We start from the raw sequence: 26,397 nt of genomic DNA on the forward strand, positions 1-26,397 counted from the left end.
CAAACAATAAGGCAAGCCAGTGCCAACATCCTATTTCATCAGACGTCTCTTACTCACACTCGTACTTCTGACCTCGCCCTTGCTGGTTTTTGCTCAAACCAAGGCCAACTTGCCGCCAGCATTGGGCAGCGCAGTCAAATCCTTGATCGCCATCCTGTCGGATAACGATACGGTTGCCAGCAGCCCTCGCCTATTACGCACCGTCAGTCTGGATGATGGTGCGCCGGATGACTATGCACTGGTCTCGTTCACGCTGTCATATTTCGACGGTGGCAATGAATACTTTAACTATCTCGCTGCTTTCAAACGAAGCAATACACCAGGTAGCAAGACGCAACGCCCACGCTACAGACTGATTGCTGCAGTACCGGTCGGTGGCAAGGCATGGCGCTCAGTCGACTTTAACCATTTGCGTTATACAGATGGTCGCATCGAATTCGACACCAAGGAATATCGTGACCATGAGCCGTTTTGCTGCCCCAGCAAACCCGCCAAAGCGGTCTATCTGCTGGATAGATTGAGTTTGAAAGAGATCAAGACCGACTAGCGATCTGCCGCGACTCATGTTCCTCCTGCGGAAATCAGGTGGAAATTTTCATATTTAAAAATTATTTTCATCTCACTGCATCCAAATTGGCATCCGGCGGGTAGTACCAGTATCAGTGCATAGATATCCATTCATTGGGTACTTCAAGCTGATCACCTTTAACTACTCTAAGGAAACCATCATGAACGCTTCCATTTCAGCCGTCGCAATCGCTTCCGCCGCTGTATTACTGTCTGCCTGCTCGACTACCCCTATGTATTCGCAGGAAACATTACCAGCATCGGTTCAAGTCCCGTCTGGCCACCGTGTTGCGATGCAAACCGTTGGTGCTGGCGATATCACTTATCAATGCCGCGTCAAGAAGGATATGGCAGGTCAGTTTGAATGGGTGTTTGTCGGGCCAGATGCGATTCTGTCCGATCGTAGTGGCAACGCAGTCGGCAAATATTACGGCCCTCCAGCAACGTGGGAAAGCAATGACGGTTCAAAAGTAACCGCTACTCAGGTCGCGGTTGCGCCAGCCGGCACAGGTCATATTCCACTACAACTGGTTAAAGCCAATCCAGCTGTCGGTAGTGGTGCTATGAGCGGTGTGACATACATCCAACGCGTGGCAACTAAAGGTGGTGTTGCGCCTGCATTGGCTTGTAGCGCAGCCAATCTCGACAGCAAGGTCATTGTTAAATATCAGGCCGACTATATTTTCTGGAAAGCCGCTTAAGCAAGTAAAGTCAGCCGAAGGTATCGGTGGGTGAAATGTCTCAGTATAATTAATTGGTAATCAATGGCTCCGGTCCATCCCAATTACTTAAAGGCTGCCGACAATTTTGCCTGCCGACTTGAACTCCTTCGACTATGACGCTGCTCTCAGTGCTTGCGCACGGGGCGATCAGCAAGCGCTGAAAAGCATTTATCTGCAAGACAGCAGACATCTGCTCGGCGTTGCATTACGCATCGTCCGGCAGCGTCATCTTGCCGAAGATGTCGTGCACGATGCATTCGTCAATATCTGGAACAAAGCTGCCAGCTTCGATGCCAAGCGCGGTACAGGTCGAGGTTGGATATACAGCGTGGTGCGTCATCAAGCCTTGAACATGGTGCGTGATCGTGATCGCGAAACATACGCAGACGAAGAGTCGATAGAAACACTGCAATACGAAAATGGCGAATTGGTCGCTGACCAATTCGAATTGAATTCCAGCCTGGGGCAGTTACATGACTGCTTGTCCCACCTCGACAGTGCGAAGCGCAATAGCATCTTGTGCGCGTACGTCGATGGTTGCAGCCACAGCGAAATCGCGCAACGTCTGAATGCGCCGCTAGGGTCAGTCAAAGCATGGGTCAAACGTGGTTTGGCCGCATTGCGGGAGTGCATGGGATGAACGAGTCATTCGACGAATTGCAAGAGCTAGCCGGTGAATATGTGCTGGGCACATTGGCTGCCGCAAAACGCAAAGAAGTTGAACAGCGCCTGCCACACGAGCCTGTGCTACGCAGTGCCATCGACGCATGGGAACAACGCCTGTTGCCATTAAGCTCGCTAGCTGAGACAGAAGAACCCTCGCCGCAATTGTGGCCGCGTATTCTGAAAGATCTGCGTCGTCCATCTGCGGCAGCACAAGCTAATTGGTCGCGCTGGTGGAATGATCTCCGTTTCTGGCGCGGCCTGGCCGCGAGCGGTGTTGCCGCTGCCGTCATTCTCGGTACGATGCTTGCGATCCGTCCACCGATACCCGCACCAACGTTCATGGTAGTGCTGGTCGAGCCGCAACAACAGACGCCTGGCTGGATCGTACAAGCCAGCCTTGATCGTCAGATCACGCTCACACCATTACGCACCGTCGACGTGCCAAATCAAAAAGCATTGCAATTCTGGACCAAGGGCGAAGGCTGGACCAAACCGGTATCACTAGGCTTGGTACAACCAGGAAAATCGCTCCAACTCACCTTGGATAAATTGCCACCGCTACAAGCGAACCAATTGTTTGAAATCACCTTGGAACCGGATACAGGATCGCCTACAGGCAAACCAACCGGACCTATCCTCTTCATCGGTAGAGCCGTCAAAACGACATGACAACACGCCGACTCATGTCGGTTAGAGAAACAGATTCTGACTCGTTACACACTCAACGTGCTCCAGAATCTGTCCTCTACATTGTGTATGTGACAAATAAGCGTGCTGAATCGATAGCGAACACGCTATCGGTGCGCGCTAAAGCGCATTTACCGATTTTAAGTGTCCGTAACATTCCACACACTGCGTAGAATGCGTGGTTTCACTCACGAGTACACAAATCATGAAAAAGACCGGAATGGCAAAGAGCGACGCCAAAAAACTGATGGGCAAAATAGCAGCACCCGGCGGAGCAAGTTTTGGCAGCGGCGCGCCAGTAGTGATAGACCGTCGTGAACAGCGCAAGCGCGATCAAGCATTGGGACTGGTGCCATTTGCAGTCAAACTCAACAGCGATTTAATTCAGCAATTGCAGACACTGGCAAAAGAACGCGGTATTGATCTAAACGAAGTGACTGCAGAAATTTTGATCAAAGGCCTCAAGGCTTAATTTTGATTAGTGTCAGAGATTAATAGTTCTTTATTGGCAAAAGCAGACATCGATTACGCACATATGACTGACGATACTATTGATAACCGTCCCGTCTACCATGCTGCTTGCCACTGTGGCACTGTGCGCTTTACCGTACTGCTAACCGATGGCTTGCGAACGGTCCGTAGGTGCAATTGCTCCTATTGCCGCATGCGTGGTGCGGTGGCGGTATCTGCCAACTTGGATGACATCAAAGTGTTGCAGGGCAAAGAGGCACTCACGCTTTACCAGTTCAATACTGGTGAAGCCAAACATTACTTCTGTTCACGCTGCGGCATTTACACCTTTCATCAACGGCGCTCTGCGCCGCACCAATACGGCGTTAATGTTGCGTGCATTGAAGGAATGAGTCCTTTTGACTTTGCGGAAGTGCCTGTCAATGAAGGCAGAACACACCCTAAGGATCGCGCTGAAGGCGGACCTTTGATTGCCGGTTGGCTTCGTTACGAGGCTAACCCGACGGCACATGAAAACTGATTGTTGACGCAATATATGTCTGCTTTCGATAAATAGCAGCCACTCAACCCTGCGACAGGATCCGTCTAAATTTTTACAGCTCATGCATATTCTGATCACAGGTGCCGCTGGCTCTGGAACATCAGTAATAGATATGCGAACTGCCTAGGTTAATCCAGACCATATAAATAAAATGCGTGATGCCTTTTCAGGTCATCACGCATTGTCTCTTCATTGCTGCAAGAGTTTTTAAACCATCGTGTCCAAAGCTTTGGACAGATTTGCTACTGTACGTTCGATGTTGTGCAGCTTGTCCAAGCCAAACAGACCAACGCGGAAGGTCTTGAAGTCAGGACGCTCATCGCATTGCAATGGCACGCCAGCGGCAGTTTGCAAGCCGGCTTCCACGAATTTCTTGGAAGATTGTATGCCGTCATCGTTGGTGTAGCTGACGACCACGCCTGGAGCTTGGAAGCCTTCTGCCGCAACACTCTTGTATCCTTTTGAGACCAGCAACGCGCGCACTTTGTCGCCCAACTCTTGTTGCTCGGCACGAACTTTGTCGAAGCCGTAGGCTGCAGTCTCTTCCATCACACCGCGCAGGACCGTCAATGCGTCCGTAGGCATGGTGGTGTGGTAAGCGACGTTGCCTTGCTCGTACGATTCCATGATCTGCAACCACTTGCGCAAATCGCAAGCGAAGCTGGTGCTTTGGGTCGAATCGATTTTTTCACGTGCGCGTGCGCTCAACATGATGAAGGCACAACCTGCGGAAGCGCTCCAGCCTTTTTGCGGTGCGCTGATCAACACGTCAACGCCGGTCGCTTGCATATCAACCCACATGGTGCCGGAGGCGATGCAATCCAGTACGAACAAGCCGCCCACTTCATGCACAGCGTCGGAGACTTGGCGCATGTAGTCATCTGGCAACATGATGCCGGAAGCGGTTTCCACATGTGGAGCAAACACCACTGCAGGTTTGGTCGCCTTGATGGTAGCGACGACTTCAGCTATCGGTGCAGGTGCAAAAGGTGACTGTGCGGCATCTTCCAACTGACGTGCTTTCAGCACGGTAGTCGAGGAAGGAATGTTGCCGGCGTCCAGAATCTGAGTCCAGCGGTAGCTGAACCAGCCGTTGCGGAGGATCAGGCAAGGATTGTTGGTCGCGAACTGGCGCGCAACTGCTTCCATACCAAAAGTACCGCTACCAGGCATAACAACGGCTGATTGCGCCTTGTAGACCTGTTTTAATGTTTTGGAAATGTCATTCATCACGCCTTGAAAGCGTTTAGACATATGATTAATCGCGCGATCGGTATAGACGACGGAGTATTCAAGAAGGCCGTCGGGATCGACGTTTGGTAATAGACCTGGCACGTTTGCTCCAGAAATAATAAAGAAATTCGGCCTGGCCAAGATTTGCTTGGGCAGGCCACAAAAGGCACAGAAATGCCGAAAACCCGAGATTTTACCAGAGTTGGCTTACCAACTCTGGATTACGCCAAGAATGCCCGCTGGAATGTCCGTTTTGGTGCATTTGGACGTTTCTTGCTGCGGGCAGCTGTTGCGATCAAGCCGACTTAAGGCTTTGCGCTTCAGGCGCTGGTTTTTCGCCCAGCGCGATATCGACGATCATCTCGTGCGCCAGCGCGCCGAGTTCTTGTCGCAGGTCATCCATAGACAATTTGCCAGGAATCAACAAGTGCGCGCCAACCTTGAATGTTTGCTTGCCGGACACGCCGCTGCGCACGATTTCGGTATGTATGCTTTCGATGCTGATATTGCGCTCTGCCAGGATTTTGGTCAGATTGCTGACGATGCCGACCTGATCGTCGCCAACCAGTTCGAGTTCAACGCTCTTGATTGAATCGGATACGTTAGCACCATCGCTCTTCGCAACAACGACTTGCAAGCCGCTGGATTCCAGTCCGCGCAGCGCGTTGGTCAGTGCATCTGCATTCTCACGTGGCACCTCAAAGTGCACCATACCGGCAAATTCTCCAGCCAGTCTAGTCATGCGGCTGGCGGCCCAGTTGGCGCCGTAACGCTGTGCACGTTCAGCCAGTGAGCGAACGATGCCGTGACGGTCAGTGCCGACGATGGAAACGACCAGCGAGGTTGTGTTCGACGTTACTTCTTCTGCCAGCACGACAGAGCGGCGGATCATCGGTGCTTTAGTTGCGAAGCGTGCATCTTGCTGGAAGGCTGGCAGTTCGCCGTGCTCGGCAGCGTGATGGATGACTTTGCTCAACAATTGCAAGCCCATCGGTGCCAGTGCGCGTTCCCACAGTTCGCGCGCGCTTTCACCTTTTTCGACAAAGCACCAATCCTGCGCAGCAATCGCGCCTGCATCCCAACCATCGGCCAAGTGATAGATAGAACCGCCCGCGATAGGGTCGCCTTCCAGAATGGTCCACTCAACCGCTGCAATGCCACGATGTCTAGGCAATAGCGAAGGGTGATAACCGATACCGCCCAGACGCGCACGTGCCAAGGCTTCGTCGCTAACGCGTGCATGCGTATGTGCCGCGAGGATAATATCGGTGCCTTCTGCAATCGCCTCGCCCGGCACAAAGCGCGGGTTCTCGAGGATATGCAGCGGAACGCCAGCCGCGCGTGCGGCTTGTGCCAGACGGTCGTCTTCAGACGGAGCGACGACGCTTGTGAATTCGATGCCTTCTTCCTTGCGTAATGTCTCGAACACCAAGGCGCCGAAGAAACGCGATCCTACCAATGCACATTTCATTTTTATCTATTCCTATATTTATATACACAAGCGGCGTGCGGAACCCTGTTCGGTGATGCCGAGGCGACTGACTTTGCAGACTCGCCTTGTTGGGGCATGTGACGGGCTTTGAGGCCATCGGGATACGCTTTAATTTTTTCGTGATTTCACGTCACGTAGCGCGCAAGGATACCAGAAAGGGCCAAGCAATACGGCATCCAGAGTGATGCTGACTGCCTGAAAAGTTGTTATTACGATCATGTTTCACACCAAGAAGTCAGTACGCACTATCCACTTCAAACACCGCTTTTACTTGATCACTAGCGCTATGGTCTGCTTATCCACATGACCTAGGCATATCCCATAAACACAGCATTGCCTTGTTATCTTTGCAGTGCGAACATCCATCAACTCACTCTGTGAGTGATTTAACTCGATGTTCAATGCCAGTGCACTGCTCAACTTAATCGCTAGGTAACCTATGTACCGATGCACTCATTGTGATCATTCCGAAATTTCCTACTTCAAAAAATGGAGCTCTTGCTCGACGAAACCAGTCCAATGTATTCGATGCGAAAAACTAAGCTATGTCCCCGACACGGTATCTAACGGTATTTTTTCTATCGGGACATTGCTACTTGTACTGACGGCGATATTTGCAATTTCAACTAGCTCTTGGTCCTTGGCAATCCTGGGCCTTGTTGGTTCAATTACGTGTTACGGATTGTTGTGGCACATAGTTAAACTGCAGCCAACAACGGCCGAACAAGCAGCTTCAGCCAGAAATTTAAGTTGGGGCATGCTTATGCTTGCTGGCTTAATTGCTCTTTTTAGCTGAACGAAAGTATTCGCTTAATTGGCATTAATGTACGCGCCGAATAATGTAGGCATGGGCCGTGTCCTTTCACAATCAACTACGTCCGCTTTGCGTCGAAAACGGACATGCAATAGTTGAGTACAAGTCCTGCGATTAAGTAGCTACGTTAGAACGCCAACGGGTACATCGCCCTTTTATTTCAGAGCAGCGATGTACTGGCCTCGCCGAGCAGCTTAGAAGCGATAGGTCGCACCGATACCCAAGCCGTTCGCACTGTTTTTGTAATCGGCACTATAGGTTTGACCAAACGGAAACTGGTTGGAGTTGTTCACACTCACTTTTTCTTCTTTGCGATAAAAGTAAGCCACATCAATTGTCAGATCCTCGGTTGGGCTCCAGCCGGCACCCAGACTTAGGATAGTTCGGTCACCTGTAGGCATACGCGGTGAGCGGTCTATATTATTTGTCGGTGACTGGTCAAACGTCAGACCGGTGCGCAGCATCCATTGTTTGTTCAGTTGGTAGGACGTTCCGATGGAATAGGTCCAAGTGTCGCGCAAGTTCTGCTCCTCCGTGATGGTGGTGAATGCATCTGGAGCCAGGGCACCCCCAGTCACGTTGGCGTTGTTGACGGTAATGTTTTTCATGCGGCTCCAGCGTGCCCATGTCGTACCGGCGTACAGGGTCCAGGCATGGTTCAACTGTTGTGTAACCGAGAGGTCCCACGACTCAGGTGTTTGGATTTTCAAGGAAGCTTCGTAACGACCTGCCAGCAGCACGGGAGCCGGAGTGCCGGCACCAGGGATGACGCTAGTGTTTCCTTTGAGCGTGTAATTAACTTTCGAGTGGTAGGTCAGGCCGACGCGAGTAGTCTCGCTTGCCTGGACCAGCAAGCCGAAGTTGTAGCCATAGCCGATGTCATCACCCTTGATCCGGACCTGACCGTCATTTGGCGAGAATGCAGTCTTGAATGACGATTCCAGTGTGCTTGAGATGCGGTTGATGGTTGGCCCAAAACCGATCGAGACATTGTCGTTGAATGCGTAGCTGATGGTCGGTTGGAAAGTCACGACCTTGATTTTGCTCTTGCTACCGAAGTTACGGCCCTGAAAAGTGCTTTCGTATTCAGTGTTCAGGCCGAACGGAGTGTAGACGCCCAGGCCGAACGTCCATTTGTCATCAAGAGGTGTGACATAGAAGCCCATAGGCACAGTCGTGAAAGGAACCATGTCGCCATTATTGGTGCCGACGCGATTGCCATTGGCGTTGCTGATGTCGCTCTTGCTATCGATAGCAGCAATACCACCGGTGACTTGTTGGCGTTTGAGGCGCGACATGCCGGCGGGGTTGCCAAACACAGTACTGGCATCGTCGGCAGAGGAAGCGCGGCCAGCAAAGCCTGTGCCCATGGCACTGATACTTTGTTCGTTAAGTGCGTAACCATTAGCGAGTAGTTGTGAGGATGCGATGGCAGCGGTAATGGCAATCGTGGTTTGGAGCGTAATTTTTTTCATTATTGGAGTTAGCGCATCACACATTGTGATGAAAAAGCGATGAATAAATCCATGAAGCATGGTTCATGGGAGGTACAGGTATGCAAATCGATGGGGTGGATTCTATAGAAAGAAAGTACATTGTTATATTAAAAATGCAATATGTTGATTCAGCCCATTTGGCTCGAAAGCAAGCATCCGCTATCAGCCAGAAGCAGGCATTCGGGTAAGATTTTGTTTTTGCAATGTCGAAAGTAAAAACATGAATATCCGCCAAGCCGTTGAGTCCGACTTCTCTGCAATGTGGCCAATATTCCAAGAAGTGGTTTCTTCTGAATCAACGTATGTATTCGCAGCAGACACAAGCTACGAGGATGCATACGCGTACTGGTTTAGTCCCGGTGTTACATCCTATGTCGCTGAGGATGAAGGGAAAATTGTTGCGATGTATAAGCTCGTTCAGAATCAGCGTGATTTGGGTGGGCACGTATCGAATGCATCCTTCATGGTGCACTCCAGCGGTAGCGGCAAAGGACTAGGTCGAAAGCTTGGAACGCACTGCCTCCAAGAGGCAAAGAAAGCTGGGTATCTAGCCATTCAGTTCAATTTCGTAGTCAGCACAAATACAGCTGCTGTTTCACTCTGGCAGAAACTTGGATTCTCAATTGTGGGCACTCTTCCAAAGGTGTTTGCTCACAAGGAACTGGGACTTGTCGATGCCTATGTAATGCACCGATTCCTCGACGACGTTTGATATCTGCTGTGGGTCGGCTCCAGACATTCCGCCCTCACTTCTTAAATCCACAAGCGGATTCCACTCTCTTCGGCTTTGCAAACACGGATTTATTTTGCGGCATAGCCATGCCTATGTGTAGACTGTCGCCTTACTATTTTTTGTCTGAATCATGTCCATCACCATCAACGAAGAACTACAAGCGTATATCGATCCACTGACTAGCGATGAACACGCCGCGCTTGAACGCAGCCTGCTTGCCGAAGGTTGTCGCGATGCGCTTGTACTGTGGGGCGATCTGCTGATCGATGGACACAACCGTTACGGCATCTGCAAAAAGCATGGTATCGCTTTCAACACCGTGCAGAACGAAGCGTTCAAATCCATGGACGACGTTCACTTGTGGATGATCGACAATCATCTGGGACGACGCAGCGTATCGGATTTTCAGCGTGGCGTGCTTGCTCTGCGCAAGAAAGAAATCTTATCCACACGTGTAGCACAAGCCAAAGAATCCTCAGCCACGCCTGAGGCTGCCGACGTCGTCACGCAGCCTTCTGCAGAACCAGCATTGACGCGTGATGTAATTGCTCGTGCGGCGCGCGTGAGTAGTGTCACGCTAGGTCAAATCGAAAAAATCCAAAAGACGGCGACGCCTGAATTGGTCAATGCGGTGAAGACAGGTATGGTGTCGATTAATGCCGCGGCCACCATCTCGTCCTTACCGAGCGAACAGCAAAAAGAAGCGGTTGCCGGTGGTAAAAAAGAATTGCGCCAAGTTGCGCGTCAAGTACGCGAAGCCAAACTGCCGCCTAAGCCGGAGCCAACTCCACCGCCCGACGACGCTACGCCTGATCAGATCACCATCCATCGCTTGAATTTGGTGATTACCGAACTCAATGAAGAACGCGACCAACTGAAAAAGAAGGTGCAGCATCTGACCATTGCACTCGCAGAGGCACGCGGCGCTCACTGAGTGGAATCGTCGTCTATCGAGGAATACGCTCTGCCCGCTTAAAGCGTAAAAGCGGGCACTAAACGATTCCTTATTTGCGCAGCGCCAACCAGTTCTCCAGAAATTGTACGCACACCCGCACATTCGCCGTCATGCCTAATCGCGTCGGATAGATTGCCCACACGTCTGCCTCCTGACTATATTCCGGCAGTACCCGCACCAAACGCCCTTCAGCAAGGCTAGGTCCGACATCCCAGATTGAGCGCAAGATAATTCCATGATCATCGATGGCCCATTGATGAACCAGTTCACCATTGTTGGTTGACAGCGCGCCGCTAACACGCACGACTTCCGGGCCTTGCGGTCCGGTCAGCTTCCAGCGGCCGAAATCCTGATCGCGCTCGCGTATCACTATGCATTCATGCTGCAGCAATTCGGTGAGTTCTTGCGGCGTGCCATTGCGTTCTAAATATGCCGGCGAGGCACACAGAATGCGTGAATTCTCCGCTATCCGTCGCGCGATTAAATGCGACTCCTCAACCTGCCCTACTCGAATATCGAGATGAAATCCTTCAGCGATCAGGTCAACCGGCCGATCCAGCAATTCAAGTTGGATTTCCAGCTCGGGATATTCCCGTGCCAACGCAGACATGGCTGGCGAAACCCGATTGCGCCCGAATCCTGAACTGGTGCACAAGCGCAGAAGCCCACGCGGCGAACTCCCTTTATCCGATATCGCATCTTCCAGCTGATCGACATCTTCCAGTATGCGTTGCGCCCACTGGTGAACCACACTGCCATGATCCGTCAGCGAGACTCTGCGTGTAGTCCTATGCAGCAATCGCACCTGCAAGGTTTTTTCCAGTATGGCGATGCGCTTGCTCACGAGCGCGTTGGAGACGCCAAGCTCTAGCGCCGACGCAGCAAAACTCTGCTTGCGCACGACGACACAGAACAGACTGAGGTCTTCCAAAAGTGGCCGGCTTACTTTAAGGTCAGAGCGCAGACGAGCAGTTTTCATGGAGACATTGTTCACGATACGTGTTCTTTTAGATTACAGATTGCCTGATTGTATATTCATCTGTATTCGGTAAGATCAATCCGTGCTTTAACTCCCCATAAAAATCACGAAAGGTTACCGCCATGAAAGCCCATAAAATTGCAGTCATCGCCGGCGACGGCATCGGCAACGAAGTAATGCCAGAAGGTTTGCGCGTACTGGAAGCCACCGCACGCAAATTCAACATCGCTCTCGAATTCACGACTATGGAATGGGCCAACTGCGAGTATTACCTCAAGCATGGAAAAATGATGCCGGATAACTGGCAACAGCAGCTGGAGGGTTTCGAAGCTATCTATTTCGGCGCGGCCGGCATGCCGGATCTGGTTCCCGACCATATCTCGCTGTGGGGTTCACTCATCAAGTTCCGTCGCGACTTCGACCAATACGTCAACTTGCGTCCGGTACGTCTGATGCCTGGCGTTCCCTGCCCTCTGGCGAATCGCAAGCCTGGCGATATCGATTTCTATGTGGTCCGTGAAAATACCGAAGGCGAATATTCAGCAGTAGGCGGAAAAATGTTTGAAGGCACGGAGTATGAATTCGTGACGCAGAATGCGATTTTTTCGCGTAAAGGTACGGACCGCATTCTGAAGTACGCATTCGAATTGGCACAAAGCCGTCCGAAAAAACATCTGACGTCCGCCACTAAATCGAATGGCATTTCCATCAGCATGCCTTACTGGGATAGCCGCGTCGAAACAATGGCACCATCGTATGCAGATGTGCGTTGGGACAAATATCACATCGATATTTTGTGCGCCCGTTTCGTATTGTCGCCAGAGCGCTTCGACGTGGTGGTGGCGTCCAACCTGTTCGGCGACATCCTGTCGGATCTTGGCCCAGCATGTACTGGCACCATCGGTATCGCACCGTCAGCCAACCTGAATCCTGAACGCAAATTCCCATCACTGTTCGAACCAGTGCACGGTTCGGCACCTGACATTTTCGGTAAAAACATCGCCAACCCTATCGGCATGATCTGGTCTGGCGCGATGATGCTCGACTTCCTTGGCAATGGCGATGCGAACTACAAGGCAGCGCACGACGCCATCATGAAGGCAATTGAAAAGGTGCTGGTACAGGGACCAAATACGCCCGACCTTGGCGGTAGCGGTAACACTACCGACGTTGGCAAGGCGATTGCTGCTGCGCTTTGATAAAAAATTCGGACTTAACACTCATAAAAATGGCGAGCCGATCGGTTCGCCATTTTGCGTTTTAGCCTATTGGTTATCGAGCTCATTGAAAAATGAGGGAAACTGAAAAAGAAAGTCCAGTACCTAGCTATTGCGCTCGCAATGGCACAATCATTTCCCCCATAACTATGGGATGTTAAAAGCAATGATTCTGTCGTGTAATGACACGCTTTTCAGAATCAACAGCACAGCACGCTCCGTAAAAATTCACTAAAACAACACTCTAAAGCGTCACGGATTTTATCTATAGTCTTAAAATCCGATAAAACATAAGGGAACACTATGACTCCACAACAAATAGTTGCACTGGGCATTCGTATCTTCGCGTTGTTTGCAGCATTTCACAGTATCCCGTATCTCATCAGAACACCGACTGATATCTCAAATACTGGCTTCGATAGCAGTGTTTATTTATCCTACGGTTTTGGTGTATTTCTCTTGATAATTGCCATACTGTTTTGGTTTTTCCCAATGACACTAGCACACCGAATTGTTCCGATAACAAAAGCTGAGAATCGTTTAAATGTGCAAGCATTTGATTTAGTCAGAGCAGGAGGGGTTTTAATCGGTCTCTGGATATTTTCCATTGCCTTGCCTGGCGCATTGTGGTTTCTGTCTATTGGCATTGCAACAGCCACAGAGAACCAATCCTATATCGCGGCACTTCCAGTCGAGGGGAAAATCAAACTCGCCTATTACGCAGTAAACCTTGGACTTTCGCTCATCCTTATTTTCAAGTCACACCTCTTTGCATCCATTGTGATTAGGGACTCCCAGATACCAAAAGATAACATTTAGTACGCTTTAAAATTTCGCCAAGATTCGTTAACCAAATTTAACTGCATAGTGTGGATGATGAGAACTTACAACTATGACCAATTGAGCCGGATGCCTTATTCAGATATATGCGAAATTATCTTAGTTAAAGAGGAGTTCAAGGTAAGGGCCACCGACTCAACGGGGTTACGCATATCCCTGTTTCTCGATACAGAAAGATGCTTTCATTTAAGTAGGAAGCGCTTACTAGATAGACTTCACTATCTAGGTGCTGCACGTCATGGACTATTTGTTCCGGGCTTTATGCCTATATGGAATCGGGCTTTGATGCATGGATTTACTGTTAACGAAGTCAAGCAGTCTGATAACGTCTATGAGATTTTTTTTACATACGACCGTTCTTCCTAATGAAGCTACCTGCAATAAATCTCAACCCAAGATGTATGCATTGAGTCAAAAACAGTCATATCTCAATATTAAACAATCACAGCAATAAAAAAGGCCGGATAACAATTCAGCCTTTTTACATACATCAAGGAATCAACATCAGCCCGTAACAGCATTTTTTCTAGCCAGCGGAACCAACTTAGAAAAACTCAACAACACGCCGCTCGTATAACCAAAATCTCTGGCGTCATTGCTTGCTATCAGCTCACAGCGAAAATTTATTCTTCAGATCCGCATCGCCCACCGAATCCATCAATAGCTTGATCTAAATGTCTTGCCTTGATTCCATCTCGACAACCAATGTTTTGAATAAGATGTTGCGAGCTCCTGGTTGTTCCAAACCACAATCACATTTTCACTATTCGACTTTGCTGCTGCCTGACTGTAATTGAACGATCCGGTTTGCACATGCCGGTTATCCGCAATAATGTACTTGTCATGATGGATGGCATAGGCCGAGACAGTTCGTGTTGGTATGCCGCCGTTTACCAGCAAGTTCAAAGCAGCAATATTTGCTTTACCTTTATTACCTTGCTCATCGACAACGACTTTGACGTCCACCCCACGCTTCTTCGCGGCCAATAACGCCTTCACGATGACTGGCGATGTGAAGGAATATGCAGCAACGCGAAGCGTGCGATCAGCCGATACAATTTGCCGTAATACTAGTTGCTCTGCGCCTTGCTTCGGCGAGAAAGCGTTCTCTACGGCTGGAGCAGCTGAAATATTCGATGCAGTTGCAAATGCTGATGATCCAATGAATGCGATTAGAAGTGCTGCTTTGATGACTTTACTGTTCATGCGATTCGCATTTATTTTGAAGAGAGATGAGCACCCAAGTATACCTTCGCTGGACTGCTATCGACCACAAACAAGCTATCAAATTGCAGCTTCAAAGAAGACATTCCTCGTAGTTGAATTTTGTAATCAAGCTGTTTGCAGTTTTATGCGAACGCGCAAAGTCCCATGTTAAATTGACACTCTTCAATTTTTAAAAGCCAGGCCACACTATGCTCGAAGACGTCCCCAACCCTATCGATCTCCGCCTCATGTCCGATGCGCGTGCATGGGAGCAATCGTCCATGGAGAAACGTCCTTATCGAGCGGAGTTCTTTGCCAAATTCACCGATGAAATATCTGTCGCTTGCCCTACCGCTCCACGCATACTCGAACTCGGTTCCGGCCCCGGCTTTTTAGCGGAACACATTCTGCGTTCAATACCGGATGCATCGTGCGTCCTTCTAGACTTTTCACCAGCGATGCACGAGTTGGCTAGAGCGCGTTTGGTAGCGTTCGCTAGTCGCGCAGAGTTTATCGAACGTTCATTCAAAGAAGCTGACTGGGAATCCGGTCTTGGAACATTCCCATGTATCGTTACAAATCAAGCCGTCCATGAACTTCGCAACAAACGTCACGCATCAACCTTGCATGCCCAAGTGCGCACTCTGTTGAAGCCTGGCGGTAGTTATCTCGTCTGTGATCACTTCGTTGGAGAGAATGGAGTGACAAACGAGCAGCTCTTTATGACTGTAGAAGAGCAGCGGGAAGCACTTCTTTTTGCAGGTTTCAAATCAGTCAGACAAGTCTTGCTGAAAGGGAGCTTGGTTCTACATCACGCGACGTAATTTATTGCCAGAAGGTCTGCAAGCAATAACCATTCAATATAGCTCGCTAGCACTTCCAATTTTTATAACGAAAACGCCCACATCTTCGGCATGAGATGCGGGCGTTTTCACATGAGACAGGATAGTCATCAAGCTGTATAGCTACTAATGACCCAAAGCGGAATGTTCTTACTTGTAGAAAGGTTCGACCTTGCCTTTTACTTTAATCATTAAGGGATTGCCCTTGCGATCGAGTGCTTTTCCGGCAGGGACTTTAATCCATCCTTCGCTGATGCAATACTCCTCAACTTGAGTACGCTCTTTATCGTTAAAGTTAATGCCTATATCGTGTTCAAATATGGCGGCGTTGTAGTATGGGCTGCGAGGATCGACTGAGAGTCGGTCAGGGAGCGAGGGGCGGTGTGTAGTATCGTTCATGCCGACAATTATCAACTATATGATTAAGCAAAACAAATTTTTGCTTTGTTTTGCTCATCACTCGACCACCGCTGCCGATCAGTTTCAGCATTATTCTTAACGTTATTTCATTTTTTTGAATGAAATTTCGCGCGCCAGGACTTCGCCGGTACGGCGATCCAGCATCATTTTTACCTTGCGATGCTGGTTGTCGTAGGCAGTTACCTTGAGCAAGAGATCACGTACTTCCGCTTTTCTAATCTGCAATCCTTGTGCCGTGACGCGGCGTTCCAGCTCTTCGTAGCTGAGCGTACCGGCGTTGGAAATCGGTGCCAGCGTGCTTGGTGTAGCAATCGGTGCGGGTTGCGCTACAGCCGGCCCGGCTTGTACCGCAAAGGCGAGGACCGCTATGATGGCTAAGATGACTGTGAATTTGATGACATTTTTGTCCATTTGAAAACCTCACTGTATGACTGCCGGAATTGACAACTTCCGTTATACGCAAGGCAAGCTGACACCAGCCTCGCATGCAGCGTCAGGTAAATGTCAGTTAGCCGTTCTGTATACTGTTCGTCATGCTGAAAAAACTTTTCATCTCTTTACTCCTGCTCATCCCGATAGGGCTGCCCTTGCTCGTGTCGGGTAAAGACAAGGATCACGACGTCGCTTATGAAGCCTTGCAACGCGGGCAGATTTTGCCCTTGTCGACCATACTGTCGCGAACTGCAACGCAAGTTTCCGGCGAAGTGATCAAGGTAGAACTCGATAGCAAGCGGCTCGAGTACAAGTTAAAAGTGTTGAGCGCCAATGGCCAGGTCCGCAAAGTGCGCGTGGATGCCCGCAACGGTACACTGCTAAGCATCAAAGACGATGATTGAAAGAAATCACTGATGAGAGCATTGCTAGTAGAAGATGATCCGGACGTCGGCCAGCATGTGTTGCAGGCACTGCAAGAAGCCGGCTTCGTGGTTGACTGGTCGCGCGATGGCAATGACGCGTGGTTCAAAGGCGATGTCGAAGAGTTCGATGTCGCGATTCTCGATCTTGGTCTGCCTCAGCTCGATGGCCTATCGGTGCTCAAGCGCTGGCGCGCAGCCAAGCGTACGTTCCCGGTCTTGATCTTGTCGGCACGCAGCAACTGGGCTGAAAAAGTCGAGGGCATAGAAACCGGTGCCGACGACTATCTGGCCAAACCTTTTGAAGTGGCCGAATTAATTGCACGCACACGCGCACTGGTACGTCGTGCTGCCGGCCACGCCGATCCTATTTTGACTTGCGGTGCACTGACGCTGGATACCCGGCGCATGACGGCTACTGTAGACAATCAGCCGGTGCGCTTGTCACCATTGGAATTTCGGTTTTTCTCTTACCTCGCGCATCAACCCGGACGACCGGTATCAGCTGGTGAACTGGCCGAGCATTTGTACGGCGACAACGAAGGTAGCGATACCAACGCCATCGAGGCGCTGGTGCTGCGCATGCGTCGCAAGTTCGGCGCCGACCTGATTGAAACCCGCCGCGGCTTCGGCTACATGCTGTCGGGATCAGGCGATTGAGTACGCGTTCGCTTCGCTTACGCCTGTTGCTGTCGGCGGCCTTCGCCGTCCTGATTGCGATGTTGATTGCCTGGTTCGTCATGACCTGGTTGTTTGCCCGTCATATCGAACGACGCGTGGCGGTGGAGCTGGAAAACGAAGCCATCATTCTGTTATCTGACCTGAGGCTAAGTCCCAATCAAGAACCGCAAGTGGACGAAACACCAGCCAATCCGCGCTTCAACTTGCCCTCTAGCGGACTGTACTGGCAAGTGAGCAATTCCAAAGGCATGCAACGTTCACGTTCACTCTGGGATGAATCGCTGCCACTACCGACTCCTGCACCTCCACTCAGCAACTGGCGCACACGTACCATCGACGGTCCTTTCGGGCAGCGACTGTTCTTGTTGGAACGCAGCATATTGCTATCGGCTGATACTCCTCCAATACTGCTGCAGCTAGCACAAGACAAAGCCCAACAATATGTAGCGCGCAAGGAGTTTGGTCATGACCTCGGTTTATTTCTCGCCATACTCGGCGCGGTACTGGTCGCTGCAGCCGCTTTGCAAGTAAGCGTCGGGCTCAAACCTTTGGGTAGATTGCGACATGAATTGCTGCGCCTGCAGAACCATCCTGCATCGCGCCTGACCAATTCGCATCCACAGGAAATAGCGCCATTGATAGACGCCATCAACCGCCTGGCAGATGCGCGCGAAGCCGATTTGACACGCGCCAAACGCCGCGCGGCCGACCTCGCGCATTCGTTGAAGACGCCATTGGCAGCACTGGAAGCGCAAAGCAATCGCGCACGAGCGGCTGGCGCAAGCGAGGCGGCTGATGGTATCGAACATGCCATCAGTGCGATGACCATGGCGGTCAATGCTGAGCTCAGCCGTTTGCGCGTGGACTCGGTACGCAACAATCTCTATGCCAGCGCATCGTCACCGCAGCAAGCTGCAGAACAAATCGTCGGTGTGATTGAACATACAGCGATTGGTGAATCGCTAGTGTTTGATATCGATATTCCTACATCGCTGAGCGTGCCAGTGCCGCTCGATGATCTCAAGGAATTGCTGGGCGCACTGATGGAAAATGCTGCGCGCTTCGCCCGACGTCGAGTCTGCATGCAAGGGCAGATGACGGCAGATGGCAACGTTGAGTTGCTTATAGAAGATGATGGCAAGGGTGTTGATGCTGGCACACTACATACGCTGCAACATCGCGGCAAACTGGACGAGGCTGGTCCCGGTCATCACGGACTCGGCCTCATCATCGCGCGCGAACTGGTAGATGCAACCAATGGCCAGATGCAGCTCACACACAGCGCCCTGGGCGGCTTGAAGATAGTACTGACTTGGCCGATGGCGGCGCGCTCGATCTAAGATTAAATCCGACCAACTCTTTCAATATTCCTCAGTTGGAATTTGAGTCATGGCTGGCATCAACGCGCCAGCCATGACTCGTCACCCTAACTAGCTGTAGCCGCCGCGTTTGCTCTAGCCTTGTGCAATTTTTTGTAGCTGTCGATCAAGCGATGGTGCCTATCGAGACCTTCAAGTTTCATACTCGTTGGCGTTAAGCCGAAGAAGCGCACGCTGCCGTCCACTGCCCCCAGTACCGCGTCCATTCGCGTATTGCCAAACATGCGACGGAAATTGACTACGTAGTCGTCCAGTTCCATGTCGTCGTCGAGCACCACCTCCAGCACGACATTCAAAGCCTGATAAAACAAGCCGCGCTCGGCCGAGTTATCGTTGTATTGCAAGAAGGCGCCCACCAAGTCATGCGCCTCTTCAAATTGTTGCAAGGCGAGATTGATCAGCAACTTCAACTCGAGGACCGTGAGTTGTCCCCACTCCGTATTCTCATCAAATTCGATACCGATCAATGTGGCGATGTCGCCGTAATCATCGAGCTCATTGTTCTCTAAGCGATCCAGCAGTGCTTCCAGACTGTCATCGTCCAGCTGATGCAGATTCAAGATATCGGCACGGAACAACAGTGCTTTGTTGGTGTTATCCCAGATCAAATCATCTACCGGATAAATTTCGGAATAACCCGGCACCAAAATCCGGCAGGCAGTGGCACCCAGCTGGTCATACACCGCGGTGTACACCTCTTTGCCCATGCCTTCGAGTATGCCGAACAAGGTCGCGGCTTCGTCAGCATTGGAGTTTTCACCCTGGCCAGAAAAATCCCATTCGACAAAATCGTAATCGGATTTGGCACTGAAGAAGCGCCACGACACGATGCCGCTGGAATCGATGAAGTGTTCGACAAAGTTATATGGCTCAGTCACGGCTTCACTTGTAAAGGTGGGCCGAGGTAAATCATTCAGGCCTTCAAAACTACGACCTTGCAGCAATTCCGTCAGACTACGTTCCAGTGCTACTTCGAAACTTGGGTGTGCGCCGAACGAGGCAAACACGCCGCCTGTACGCGGGTTCATCAAGGTGACGCACATCACGGGATAAGTGCCGCCTAACGACGCATCCTTTACCAACACTGAGAAGCCCTGCTCTTCCAAACCCTTGATCCCAGCCAGAATGCCGGGATATTTCGCCAGCACTTCTTGCGGTACATCAGGCAAGGCAATTTCGCCTTCAAGAATTTCGCGTTTGACTGCTCGTTCGAAAATCTCCGACAGACATTGCACTTGCGCTTCAACCAACGTATTACCGGCACTCATGCCATTACTGACGTAGAGATTTTCGATCAGATTCGACGGGAAATACACCACCTCGCCGTCCGACTGCCGCACATACGGAAGCGAACAAATGCCGCGCTCTGTGTTGCCAGAATTGGTGTCAATTAGATGCGAGCCACGCAACTCGCCATCGGGGTTATAAATTTCCAGACAGTATTCATCCAGGATTTCTTTCGGTAGCGCATCTTTGCGGCCAGGCTTGAACCAGCGCTCGTTTGGATAATGTACAAACTCTGCGTTGGCGATGTCCTCGCCCCAAAACGACCCAGCGTAGAAATGGTTGTTGTTCAGTCGCTCGATGTACTCACCCAAGGCCGATGCCAGCGCGCTTTCCTTGGTCGCACCTTTGCCGTTGGTAAAGCACATAGGCGAATGCGCATCACGGATATGCAACGACCACACATTGGGAATGATGTTGCGCCACGAAGCGATTTCAATTTTGATGCCCAGGTTCGCCAACACGCCCGACATATTCGCGATGGTTTGCTCCAGCGGCAGATCCTTGCCAGGAATATAGGTAGCAGCATCAGCATCCGGCTTCAATGTCAGCAAGGACTGTGCATCGGCATCCAGATTCTCTACCTCTTCAATCACAAACTCGGGTCCGGCTTGCACCACTTTTTTCACCGTACAACGCTCGATGGAGCGCAAGATACCTCGACGGTCTGACTCCGAAATATCCGCTGGCAACTCAACCTGTATCTTGAAAATCTGCTGGTAACGGTTTTCCGGGTCAACAATATTGTTCTGCGACAGGCGAATATTCTCGGTGGAGATATTGCGCGTGTTGCAGTACAACTTCACGAAGTAAGCCGCACACAAGGCCGATGAAGCCAGAAAGTAATCGAAGGGACCGGGTGCCGAGCCATCGCCTTTATAGCGGATAGGCTGATCGGCGATTACTGTGAAGTCATCGAACTTGGCTTCAAGACGCAGCTTGTCGAGAAAGTTGACTTTAATTTCCATGAGGGAATTCCAAAAATGATGCTCAAAATGAGGTAGGCGCTATTATCCGTCACCGCGCCGGTGCCGTGTAATACATCGCTGCTTGCCACAAATGCTGGTGAATACGGATAAATGGCTAGACGAAGGCCATGACGCAGGACATGGCCAACATGGGTAGTGTCGAATCAGGGAACGAGCGGGGAATAATCTCCGTATCCATCAGGCCACTGCGTTAGAACTTCAAAGCCTGTTTCTGTCACTGCAACCATGTGTTCCCATTGTGCAGAGAGTGAATGATCCTTGGTAACGACTGTCCAGCCGTCAGGCATTTCTTTTGAATGTCGTTTACCCGCGTTAATCATGGGTTCTATCGTGAAGACCATTCCGGTTTGGAGCGTCAGACCTGTACCCGGCTGGCCGTAGTGCAGCACCTGCAAATCCTCATGGTAAATCTTGCCTATACCGTGACCACAATACTCGCGCACCACGCTAAAGCCTTCTTTATGCGCGACTGATTGAATCGCATAACCAACATCGCCCAAGGTTGCTCCTGGCTTTACTGCGAGGATGCCCGCACGCATCGCTTCGTAAGTTGTATTAACCAGGCGTTTGGCCAGGATGCTGGGCTGCCCCACAAAATACATGCGACTGGTATCACCGTGCCATCCGTCCTTCGTCAATGCCACGTCGATGTTGACGATATCGCCATTCTTCAAGGGCTTGTCAGAAGGGATACCGTGACAGATGACGTGATTGACCGATGCACATATCGTTTTAGGGTAGCCGTGATAGCCGATATTGATAGGCACTGCATCCAGCACATCAACGATGTAATCGTGACATAGCTGGTCCAACTCATTGGTCGTGACTCCGGGTCTGACGTGTTCGGCAATCATGCTGAGAACTTGTGCCGCCAATGCACCGGACTTCCGCAGCATCGCAATGTCGGCAGGCGTTTTGATTTCGACTTGAGCGGCCATCATGCCTTCTCAAGTGACAGAGTGAGATCTTGAGGCGATTCCGCAGCTTGCTGTTCCGCTTCCCTGAGTTTTTGGCAAATGTCGTTATAACAAAGGCCGGGATTTAACTCTGCCATCATGCCAACGCGTAGCCAATGCTCGGCTTGCGAGTTGATGGAGCGGCTCATCGCTCCGCTGGTGAGGCGCAGATTCGTATGCATCTGCTCCGTGATTTTGACGATACCCATGTAATGCCTATTTATATGAAATGTAGTTAAACGTATATAAAATGTATATTAACATGGCTTGCGTTTTTGGCGTGTAGGCCGCGCTCGCAAACGACTTCGCAGTATTCGCAGGAATTCAATGAGTAAGGTGCGCCAGTTCCACGAAGGCGCACCTCTCGCTCGGCTTCACATGACATGCATCCTTGCGTATAAGGAATGTGAATTGTCTGTACGGCCAGATGACTATTTCAACTGAGCGACCAAGGCGTCTGCGCCTTTTTCGATGCCTGTTTTGGCGGCACTCAGCGAGCCGAAAGTCGCGGCAATATTCATTGCATTGGGATACTGCTTCGTCACGAATGCTTTCAGGAGTTGGTTACTCGTCGCGTCATAAATTTCGACCGAATAGCTGACTGATCCCATGAATATTCCTTCTTTCCCACGCACTGATTGGACAACGTTGTAAGGCATTCCAGCCAGATCGAAACGAGTGACCGTCGATGCCACCGCAGTGTTGGTGCCAGCACCGGTCAAAGTCAATTTCAGCTTGAGGGTATTGGGTCCTGTATTGGTAGCAATCCGAAACCGTGCGCTCAATACTTTTTTGAATGTTGTATCCATGTAGTTGGCGAGCTCTTGCTTGCCGGCTTCCGACAAATCACCAAACTGATGATCAGGTCCGTTGTAGATGGTGACCGGCTCCATGACTATCGTGGAATAGTCCATCCAATTCGCATTCGAAGAATAGACATAAGGCGTTTTGTCGGCGTCCTTTTGCGAGTTCGGCTGCAGTTGAGGTGCCGAGTTGAGTTTGACGTAGGGAACAGGTGCGGTGCTGGCGCAACCAGCGAGCGCAATGAGCGAAATACAGGCCAGGGGTAAAGCGATTGTTGAGAACTTATTCATGATATTTCCTATAGGGTCAGAGGGACGATTGACCGGCTTTAAGAGGTAAAAAGCGATGGACGACACCATCAAACACATTAATGACCGATCGATCATTAAATAGTGTATCATCACTAATGACCGATTGGTCATTAGTATTTTTTAACGCAATGTGAGATGCTGTCGCTACGCCGTGTCAGAACTCTGTAGCCTGTTGACAGTCAGATAATTCACATTGGCTTTATGTAATAAAAAAAGGAGCATCACCATGAACTTCCCCCCTAGTCTTCGCCTCGCCTGCTTTCTTGTAATGACAGGCTCCGCGTTCCACGTACAGGCAGAGAGTTTTGCGTCGTCGGCCTCGAGCGCCGGCTCAGCCTCCAGCGGCAGCGTGTCAGGCTCATTGCATGATTCGAGCAATAGTTCGAGTAGAGATGAAAAGAGAGCAGATGGCGATTACCGCATCACCGATGTGGCTGAAGCACCTGGCAAAGCTGATTTCCGCCGAGTCACACTGCAGGCCGACAATACGCAACAGCGCATCGTGCTGGATCTGCCAGCAGCCGTAATGGACAAGCAAGCACTTGGTCGCGGCGACCTCGTCCATGCGCAAAACCGTGTATACGGTTTGGAGTTCGCCCGCAGTGACACGCGAGAAGCGTTCTACCTCGTACTCGCCGACAATTGGCATGACGAACTTGCTCCACGCTTAGTTGGTCTGTGAGAGTTCGCCGTCTACTTGCATCCTTGCTGATAGTCGCGGCCGTTACCGCCGTCGCTTCAGCAAATGCGGCCTCTGGTTCATCTGCTCTATCGAACTTTTGTGATCGAACGCAACAACTCACCGCGAGTCAGCAAGATCGCGTGTTGCGCTTTGCAGCTGTCGTGCGTGATGAGTTGGCTGCGACAAATAGCGGTGCAGTATTAATCAGTCGCTCCGGCCTCGACTTGTCACGCTTTCATATCCGCTACTCACATACCGCCATTGCATGGCGTGATGAGGACGCGACATGGACTGCGCGCCAGCTCTACTATGCTTGCGATGAAGAACGCCCACGCATCTATGATCAGGGCGTCGCCGGATTCGCGATGGGTATCGACAATCCAGCGCTGGGCTACATTTCGATCGTGAAGCTGCCATCCGATCCAGCGCAGATGTTTAAAGTCACATCGCTCGATAAAGCACGCGCACTACGATTGCTGGCGGCGAGCTATAGTGCGAACGCTTATGCATACGGGCTGAGCTATCAGAATTGCAATCAGTGGGTGATGGAAATACTTGCAGCGGCATGGGGTAACTTGCCCGATGGCGACGACCTGCGCGAACGCGCACAGCTTTGGCTGCGTCAAGCCGGTTATGCGCCGGAACCGGTCGCGGTCAATTCGCACTGGCTGATGTTTGCATCAAGCTTTGTACCGCTGTTGCATCTTGATGATCATCCCGAAGATGACCGCTATGCGATGAAACTGAAAATTAGTTTACCAGCCACTGTCGAAACATTCGTCCAAGAGAAGTTTCCAACTAGTGAGCGTGTTGAAATTTGCCACGATGGCAAACGCGTCGTCGTGCATCGCGGCTGGTCACCTATCGCCGATGGCTGCATACCGGGCGAAGGCGACCGCATCATTGATCTAGATGGATGACTGACTTTCAGGCAAATAGATGCGAGCCTGTTAGCCTTTCAGCGCTTCCGTCGCAGCTTCATCGATCAATGCAGTCACTTCTAGTGGCTTTGACGCCAGCGAAGCATGACTTGCCTTCAAGGTGATGATTTTTCTCGCACCGAGTCGTGCCGACATCCGCTCCTGATTCACTGGCGAGATCATTCTGTCTTCACTTGAAATTTGATACCACGATGGTTTCTTTTTCCATGCAGGAGCAGTGATCGTGTCGCCGAAGGTACTGGCGAGAGGCGCTTTTTGCGTTACCGCCATCACTAGCCCTTCGTCCGGCGTCAGATCCTGACAAAAGCTTTCGTGGAATTTATCCTGCTTGGCCCATAAATAACCATCACTATCAGGCGCAAGATTTTGTATAGCAACAGGCGGATGTTCTTGGGTAATGCCGCCGGCACTTTCTCCAGCATCGGGAGCAAATGCGGCGATATACACCAGACCAATGACGTTCGATTGATCACCTGCTTCCGTAATGACAGCACCGCCATACGAGTGACCGACCAGCAAGACTGGGCCTTGCTGTTGCGCGATCATTTTCCGTGTGCGCTCGGCATCATCTGCCAGTGATGTCAGTGGTAATTCCACCGCGTAAATAGATGTGTAACCCTTACGTGACAGCTCGAGAATGACCTTGCTCCAATGTGCAGCGCCACCCCCAAAAACCATGTACCAAAATAATCGTAGGCTTGTTGTTCATGATCTATCTCCAATCTGTCATTAAAGAAAATTCACCAACTTCCGCGAATCATATTATTCAAATACTCAATGCCATGAGCATTACGTTTGCGGCTTCAACAGCATATGCAACACCTTGCGATGTGTTTCCTTGATCTTCTGATATTCGCTCTCTGCCATGTTCGGATCAAAGATCATTTTTGCGACAGCCGCATAAAGCACAGGCGCCATGATGAAACTGAAGTTATCGGTAAGCGGATTGGCAAACATCTCCCCCTTCGCCACATACTGATCAATCTGACGCTGCTGCTCGGCCCGCGCCGGCATCACGGTTTCTTCGTGCCATCGTTGGATCAATGCCGGTACACGGTGACTCTCCGAGATCACAAGCCGGATGACTTCAACAGCCTGGGGCGTGAGGCCTGCGTAAGTCTTATCGATAAATGTATCGATCTGATCGTCGAGATTTAGATCCCCTTGCACGTGCTGCCAGAATCCTTGCGATGGAGCGAGCAAGTCTCTGAGCAAGGTTTCGAAGATTTCATCCTTGTTGGCGAAGTGCACGTAGAGATTGGCCTTGGATGTACCAGCGCGTTGAGCAATCTTGGAAATACTCGCTGCGGTAAAGCCTAGCGAACCGAACTCGATCAGTGCCGCATCCAGAATCTGTCGACGACGCACTTCTGGCAACAGGCGCACGCGTGTTTTAGTCACACTGTTTTTTTCTGCACTGGCTTGTTTCTTTGGAGTTGATGTCATGGCTGTTTTTGTATCGCTGATTGCTTTGTTCGTGATTTGTTTTTCTAGATCGAAACGGCTGCACTTAAATGAACGACTGGTCATTAGTTTAGACCATCGTGTAATCATCAATCAATAGAATTCAGACGGCATTCATCCACTGCCCGTCAGCAGCGACATTGATTTGCATAGGAAACGAACTGTGCTGAA

The 26,397-nt window shown here is 50.7% G+C and carries 29 protein-coding genes and 1 pseudogene; 17 read left to right on the forward strand and 13 right to left on the reverse strand.

Going from position 1 to position 26,397, the window contains the following annotated elements:
• The first annotated feature begins 19 nt into the window (after positions 1–19).
• The 6 genes from BQ6873_RS08115 to BQ6873_RS08140 all read left to right on the forward strand — a co-directional run bounded on the left by BQ6873_RS08115 (position 20) and on the right by BQ6873_RS08140 (position 3,633).
• A complete protein-coding gene (locus BQ6873_RS08115; RefSeq protein ID WP_076592198.1) occupies positions 20–547 on the forward strand; it encodes a hypothetical protein in 528 nt (175 codons plus the stop codon).
• A gap of 181 nt (positions 548–728) precedes the next feature.
• Positions 729–1,268: a DUF3455 domain-containing protein gene (locus tag BQ6873_RS08120; protein ID WP_076592199.1), complete on the forward strand. Its 540-nt coding sequence runs from the start codon at positions 729–731 to the stop codon at positions 1,266–1,268.
• 118 nt (positions 1,269–1,386) lie between these two features.
• Positions 1,387–1,929, forward strand: coding sequence for a sigma-70 family RNA polymerase sigma factor (locus BQ6873_RS08125; protein ID WP_407928021.1), 543 nt, complete (start codon positions 1,387–1,389; stop codon positions 1,927–1,929).
• A complete protein-coding gene (locus BQ6873_RS08130) occupies positions 1,926–2,624 on the forward strand; it encodes an anti-sigma factor (protein WP_076592201.1) in 699 nt (232 codons plus the stop codon). Before BQ6873_RS08125 ends, BQ6873_RS08130 begins: the two co-directional genes overlap by 4 nt.
• Positions 2,625–2,847: 223 nt before the next feature.
• Complete coding sequence (locus tag BQ6873_RS08135) at positions 2,848–3,114, forward strand: hypothetical protein (protein ID WP_076592202.1); 267 nt, start codon at positions 2,848–2,850, stop codon at positions 3,112–3,114.
• Positions 3,115–3,177: 63 nt separating this feature from the next.
• Positions 3,178–3,633, forward strand: a complete 456-nt coding sequence (locus BQ6873_RS08140; RefSeq protein WP_076594017.1) for a GFA family protein — start codon at positions 3,178–3,180, stop codon at positions 3,631–3,633.
• Between the two features lie 228 nt (positions 3,634–3,861).
• Here BQ6873_RS08140 and BQ6873_RS08145 read toward each other — a convergent pair whose 3' ends face one another.
• Positions 3,862–4,989, reverse strand: coding sequence for an aminotransferase class V-fold PLP-dependent enzyme (locus BQ6873_RS08145; RefSeq protein WP_076592203.1), 1,128 nt, complete (start codon positions 4,987–4,989; stop codon positions 3,862–3,864).
• 72 nt (positions 4,990–5,061) lie between these two features.
• On the opposite strand from BQ6873_RS08145, the gene BQ6873_RS18340 reads away from it, so the two are divergent.
• Complete coding sequence (locus BQ6873_RS18340) at positions 5,062–5,196, forward strand: hypothetical protein (RefSeq protein ID WP_269457238.1); 135 nt, start codon at positions 5,062–5,064, stop codon at positions 5,194–5,196.
• Here the strand turns inward: BQ6873_RS18340 and BQ6873_RS08150 are convergent.
• Positions 5,183–6,358 carry a formyltransferase family protein gene (locus BQ6873_RS08150; RefSeq protein WP_076592204.1) on the reverse strand — a complete coding sequence of 392 codons (1,176 nt, stop codon included), beginning with the start codon at positions 6,356–6,358 and terminating at the stop codon, positions 5,183–5,185. The genes BQ6873_RS18340 and BQ6873_RS08150 overlap by 14 nt on opposite strands.
• 1,029 nt (positions 6,359–7,387) lie before the next feature.
• Positions 7,388–8,668, reverse strand: a complete 1,281-nt coding sequence (locus tag BQ6873_RS08155; protein WP_076592205.1) for an OmpP1/FadL family transporter — start codon at positions 8,666–8,668, stop codon at positions 7,388–7,390.
• A gap of 241 nt (positions 8,669–8,909) precedes the next feature.
• Between BQ6873_RS08155 and BQ6873_RS08160 the strand changes: the two genes are divergently transcribed.
• Positions 8,910–9,401, forward strand: coding sequence for a GNAT family N-acetyltransferase (locus tag BQ6873_RS08160; RefSeq protein WP_076592206.1), 492 nt, complete (start codon positions 8,910–8,912; stop codon positions 9,399–9,401).
• A 151-nt stretch (positions 9,402–9,552) separates the two neighbouring features.
• Positions 9,553–10,356 (forward strand): ParB N-terminal domain-containing protein, encoded by an 804-nt coding sequence (locus BQ6873_RS08165; protein ID WP_076592207.1) that lies wholly within the window; start codon positions 9,553–9,555, stop codon positions 10,354–10,356.
• A 70-nt stretch (positions 10,357–10,426) separates the two neighbouring features.
• Here BQ6873_RS08165 and BQ6873_RS08170 read toward each other — a convergent pair whose 3' ends face one another.
• Entirely contained in the window at positions 10,427–11,356 is a 930-nt protein-coding gene (locus BQ6873_RS08170) for a LysR family transcriptional regulator (protein ID WP_076592208.1), read from the reverse strand.
• A 122-nt stretch (positions 11,357–11,478) separates the two neighbouring features.
• On the opposite strand from BQ6873_RS08170, the gene BQ6873_RS08175 reads away from it, so the two are divergent.
• Together BQ6873_RS08175 and BQ6873_RS08180 are read left to right on the forward strand one after the other, a co-directional pair.
• Positions 11,479–12,555 carry a tartrate dehydrogenase gene (locus BQ6873_RS08175; protein ID WP_076592209.1) on the forward strand — a complete coding sequence of 359 codons (1,077 nt, stop codon included), beginning with the start codon at positions 11,479–11,481 and terminating at the stop codon, positions 12,553–12,555.
• Between the two features lie 321 nt (positions 12,556–12,876).
• Entirely contained in the window at positions 12,877–13,392 is a 516-nt protein-coding gene (locus BQ6873_RS08180) for a hypothetical protein (protein WP_076592210.1), read from the forward strand.
• 678 nt (positions 13,393–14,070) lie between these two features.
• Here BQ6873_RS08180 and BQ6873_RS08190 read toward each other — a convergent pair.
• Positions 14,071–14,619, reverse strand: coding sequence for a phospholipase D family nuclease (locus BQ6873_RS08190; RefSeq protein WP_076592212.1), 549 nt, complete (start codon positions 14,617–14,619; stop codon positions 14,071–14,073).
• Positions 14,620–14,828: 209 nt separating this feature from the next.
• Here BQ6873_RS08190 and BQ6873_RS08195 point away from each other — a divergent pair, with 209 nt between their 5' ends.
• On the forward strand, positions 14,829–15,443 hold the full coding sequence (locus tag BQ6873_RS08195) for a class I SAM-dependent methyltransferase (RefSeq protein WP_076592213.1): 615 nt from the start codon (positions 14,829–14,831) through the stop codon (positions 15,441–15,443).
• 168 nt (positions 15,444–15,611) lie between these two features.
• Here BQ6873_RS08195 and BQ6873_RS08200 read toward each other — a convergent pair whose 3' ends face one another.
• The gene (locus tag BQ6873_RS08200; RefSeq protein ID WP_076592214.1) at positions 15,612–15,860 is read right to left on the reverse strand and encodes a DUF3297 family protein; all 249 of its coding nucleotides are present in this window, start codon (positions 15,858–15,860) and stop codon (positions 15,612–15,614) included.
• 102 nt (positions 15,861–15,962) lie between these two features.
• Positions 15,963–16,292: a PepSY domain-containing protein gene (locus BQ6873_RS08205; protein ID WP_076592215.1), complete on the reverse strand. Its 330-nt coding sequence runs from the start codon at positions 16,290–16,292 to the stop codon at positions 15,963–15,965.
• A 122-nt stretch (positions 16,293–16,414) separates the two neighbouring features.
• Between BQ6873_RS08205 and BQ6873_RS08210 the strand changes: the two genes are divergently transcribed.
• Genes BQ6873_RS08210 through BQ6873_RS08220 form a run of 3 tightly spaced genes read left to right on the forward strand, consistent with a single transcriptional unit; the run spans position 16,415 to position 18,756 of the window.
• Positions 16,415–16,717, forward strand: coding sequence for a PepSY domain-containing protein (locus tag BQ6873_RS08210; RefSeq protein WP_076592216.1), 303 nt, complete (start codon positions 16,415–16,417; stop codon positions 16,715–16,717).
• Between the two features lie 12 nt (positions 16,718–16,729).
• Positions 16,730–17,395, forward strand: a complete 666-nt coding sequence (locus tag BQ6873_RS08215) for a response regulator transcription factor (RefSeq protein ID WP_076592217.1) — start codon at positions 16,730–16,732, stop codon at positions 17,393–17,395.
• The gene (locus BQ6873_RS08220) at positions 17,392–18,756 is read left to right on the forward strand and encodes a sensor histidine kinase (protein ID WP_076592218.1); all 1,365 of its coding nucleotides are present in this window, start codon (positions 17,392–17,394) and stop codon (positions 18,754–18,756) included. The genes BQ6873_RS08215 and BQ6873_RS08220 overlap by 4 nt, the downstream gene beginning before the upstream one ends.
• 86 nt (positions 18,757–18,842) lie before the next feature.
• Here BQ6873_RS08220 and BQ6873_RS08225 read toward each other — a convergent pair whose 3' ends face one another.
• From BQ6873_RS08225 to BQ6873_RS08240, 4 genes are all read right to left on the reverse strand, one after another.
• Positions 18,843–21,047: an OsmC domain/YcaO domain-containing protein gene (locus BQ6873_RS08225; RefSeq protein WP_076592219.1), complete on the reverse strand. Its 2,205-nt coding sequence runs from the start codon at positions 21,045–21,047 to the stop codon at positions 18,843–18,845.
• Positions 21,048–21,211: 164 nt separating this feature from the next.
• Positions 21,212–22,006 (reverse strand): type I methionyl aminopeptidase, encoded by a 795-nt coding sequence (gene map, locus BQ6873_RS08230; RefSeq protein WP_076594018.1) that lies wholly within the window; start codon positions 22,004–22,006, stop codon positions 21,212–21,214.
• Positions 22,006–22,233: a ParD-like family protein gene (locus BQ6873_RS08235; protein WP_076592220.1), complete on the reverse strand. Its 228-nt coding sequence runs from the start codon at positions 22,231–22,233 to the stop codon at positions 22,006–22,008. Before BQ6873_RS08235 ends, map begins: the two co-directional genes overlap by 1 nt.
• A 222-nt stretch (positions 22,234–22,455) precedes the next feature.
• Positions 22,456–23,118 carry a DUF3313 domain-containing protein gene (locus BQ6873_RS08240; protein ID WP_076592221.1) on the reverse strand — a complete coding sequence of 221 codons (663 nt, stop codon included), beginning with the start codon at positions 23,116–23,118 and terminating at the stop codon, positions 22,456–22,458.
• Between the two features lie 247 nt (positions 23,119–23,365).
• On the opposite strand from BQ6873_RS08240, the gene BQ6873_RS08245 reads away from it, so the two are divergent.
• On the forward strand, positions 23,366–23,821 hold the full coding sequence (locus tag BQ6873_RS08245) for a hypothetical protein (RefSeq protein WP_076592222.1): 456 nt from the start codon (positions 23,366–23,368) through the stop codon (positions 23,819–23,821).
• The gene (locus BQ6873_RS08250) at positions 23,818–24,741 is read left to right on the forward strand and encodes a DUF2145 domain-containing protein (RefSeq protein ID WP_076592223.1); all 924 of its coding nucleotides are present in this window, start codon (positions 23,818–23,820) and stop codon (positions 24,739–24,741) included. The genes BQ6873_RS08245 and BQ6873_RS08250 overlap by 4 nt, the downstream gene beginning before the upstream one ends.
• Positions 24,742–24,771: 30 nt before the next feature.
• Here BQ6873_RS08250 and BQ6873_RS08255 read toward each other — a convergent pair.
• Together BQ6873_RS08255 and BQ6873_RS08260 are read right to left on the reverse strand one after the other, a co-directional pair.
• Positions 24,772–25,471, reverse strand: a pseudogene (locus BQ6873_RS08255) (alpha/beta hydrolase).
• An 80-nt stretch (positions 25,472–25,551) separates the two neighbouring features.
• On the reverse strand, positions 25,552–26,208 hold the full coding sequence (locus BQ6873_RS08260; protein WP_076594019.1) for a TetR/AcrR family transcriptional regulator: 657 nt from the start codon (positions 26,206–26,208) through the stop codon (positions 25,552–25,554).
• Positions 26,209–26,397: the final 189 nt, after the last annotated feature.

Origin of the sequence: Herminiimonas arsenitoxidans (assembly GCF_900130075.1) — a bacterium.
Classification (GTDB): Bacteria; Pseudomonadota; Gammaproteobacteria; order Burkholderiales; family Burkholderiaceae_D; genus Oxalicibacterium; species Oxalicibacterium arsenitoxidans.

Coding starts and splice junctions, on each gene's coding strand:
- BQ6873_RS08120 (WP_076592199.1), top strand. CDS start 729: ATGAACGCTTCCATTTCAGCCGTCGCAATCGCTTCCGCCGCTGTATTA.
- BQ6873_RS08130 (WP_076592201.1), top strand. CDS start 1,926: ATGAACGAGTCATTCGACGAATTGCAAGAGCTAGCCGGTGAATATGTG.
- BQ6873_RS08135 (WP_076592202.1), top strand. CDS start 2,848: ATGAAAAAGACCGGAATGGCAAAGAGCGACGCCAAAAAACTGATGGGC.
- BQ6873_RS08140 (WP_076594017.1), top strand. CDS start 3,178: ATGACTGACGATACTATTGATAACCGTCCCGTCTACCATGCTGCTTGC.
- BQ6873_RS18340 (WP_269457238.1), top strand. CDS start 5,062: ATGCCGAAAACCCGAGATTTTACCAGAGTTGGCTTACCAACTCTGGAT.
- BQ6873_RS08150 (WP_076592204.1), bottom strand. CDS start 6,358: ATGAAATGTGCATTGGTAGGATCGCGTTTCTTCGGCGCCTTGGTGTTC.
- BQ6873_RS08155 (WP_076592205.1), bottom strand. CDS start 8,668: ATGAAAAAAATTACGCTCCAAACCACGATTGCCATTACCGCTGCCATC.
- BQ6873_RS08160 (WP_076592206.1), top strand. CDS start 8,910: ATGAATATCCGCCAAGCCGTTGAGTCCGACTTCTCTGCAATGTGGCCA.
- BQ6873_RS08165 (WP_076592207.1), top strand. CDS start 9,553: ATGTCCATCACCATCAACGAAGAACTACAAGCGTATATCGATCCACTG.
- BQ6873_RS08170 (WP_076592208.1), bottom strand. CDS start 11,356: ATGAAAACTGCTCGTCTGCGCTCTGACCTTAAAGTAAGCCGGCCACTT.
- BQ6873_RS08175 (WP_076592209.1), top strand. CDS start 11,479: ATGAAAGCCCATAAAATTGCAGTCATCGCCGGCGACGGCATCGGCAAC.
- BQ6873_RS08180 (WP_076592210.1), top strand. CDS start 12,877: ATGACTCCACAACAAATAGTTGCACTGGGCATTCGTATCTTCGCGTTG.
- BQ6873_RS08190 (WP_076592212.1), bottom strand. CDS start 14,619: ATGAACAGTAAAGTCATCAAAGCAGCACTTCTAATCGCATTCATTGGA.
- BQ6873_RS08195 (WP_076592213.1), top strand. CDS start 14,829: ATGCTCGAAGACGTCCCCAACCCTATCGATCTCCGCCTCATGTCCGAT.
- BQ6873_RS08200 (WP_076592214.1), bottom strand. CDS start 15,860: ATGAACGATACTACACACCGCCCCTCGCTCCCTGACCGACTCTCAGTC.
- BQ6873_RS08205 (WP_076592215.1), bottom strand. CDS start 16,292: ATGGACAAAAATGTCATCAAATTCACAGTCATCTTAGCCATCATAGCG.
- BQ6873_RS08210 (WP_076592216.1), top strand. CDS start 16,415: ATGCTGAAAAAACTTTTCATCTCTTTACTCCTGCTCATCCCGATAGGG.
- BQ6873_RS08215 (WP_076592217.1), top strand. CDS start 16,730: ATGAGAGCATTGCTAGTAGAAGATGATCCGGACGTCGGCCAGCATGTG.
- BQ6873_RS08225 (WP_076592219.1), bottom strand. CDS start 21,047: ATGGAAATTAAAGTCAACTTTCTCGACAAGCTGCGTCTTGAAGCCAAG.
- map (WP_076594018.1), bottom strand. CDS start 22,006: ATGGCCGCTCAAGTCGAAATCAAAACGCCTGCCGACATTGCGATGCTG.
- BQ6873_RS08235 (WP_076592220.1), bottom strand. CDS start 22,233: ATGGGTATCGTCAAAATCACGGAGCAGATGCATACGAATCTGCGCCTC.
- BQ6873_RS08240 (WP_076592221.1), bottom strand. CDS start 23,118: ATGAATAAGTTCTCAACAATCGCTTTACCCCTGGCCTGTATTTCGCTC.
- BQ6873_RS08245 (WP_076592222.1), top strand. CDS start 23,366: ATGAACTTCCCCCCTAGTCTTCGCCTCGCCTGCTTTCTTGTAATGACA.
- BQ6873_RS08260 (WP_076594019.1), bottom strand. CDS start 26,208: ATGACATCAACTCCAAAGAAACAAGCCAGTGCAGAAAAAAACAGTGTG.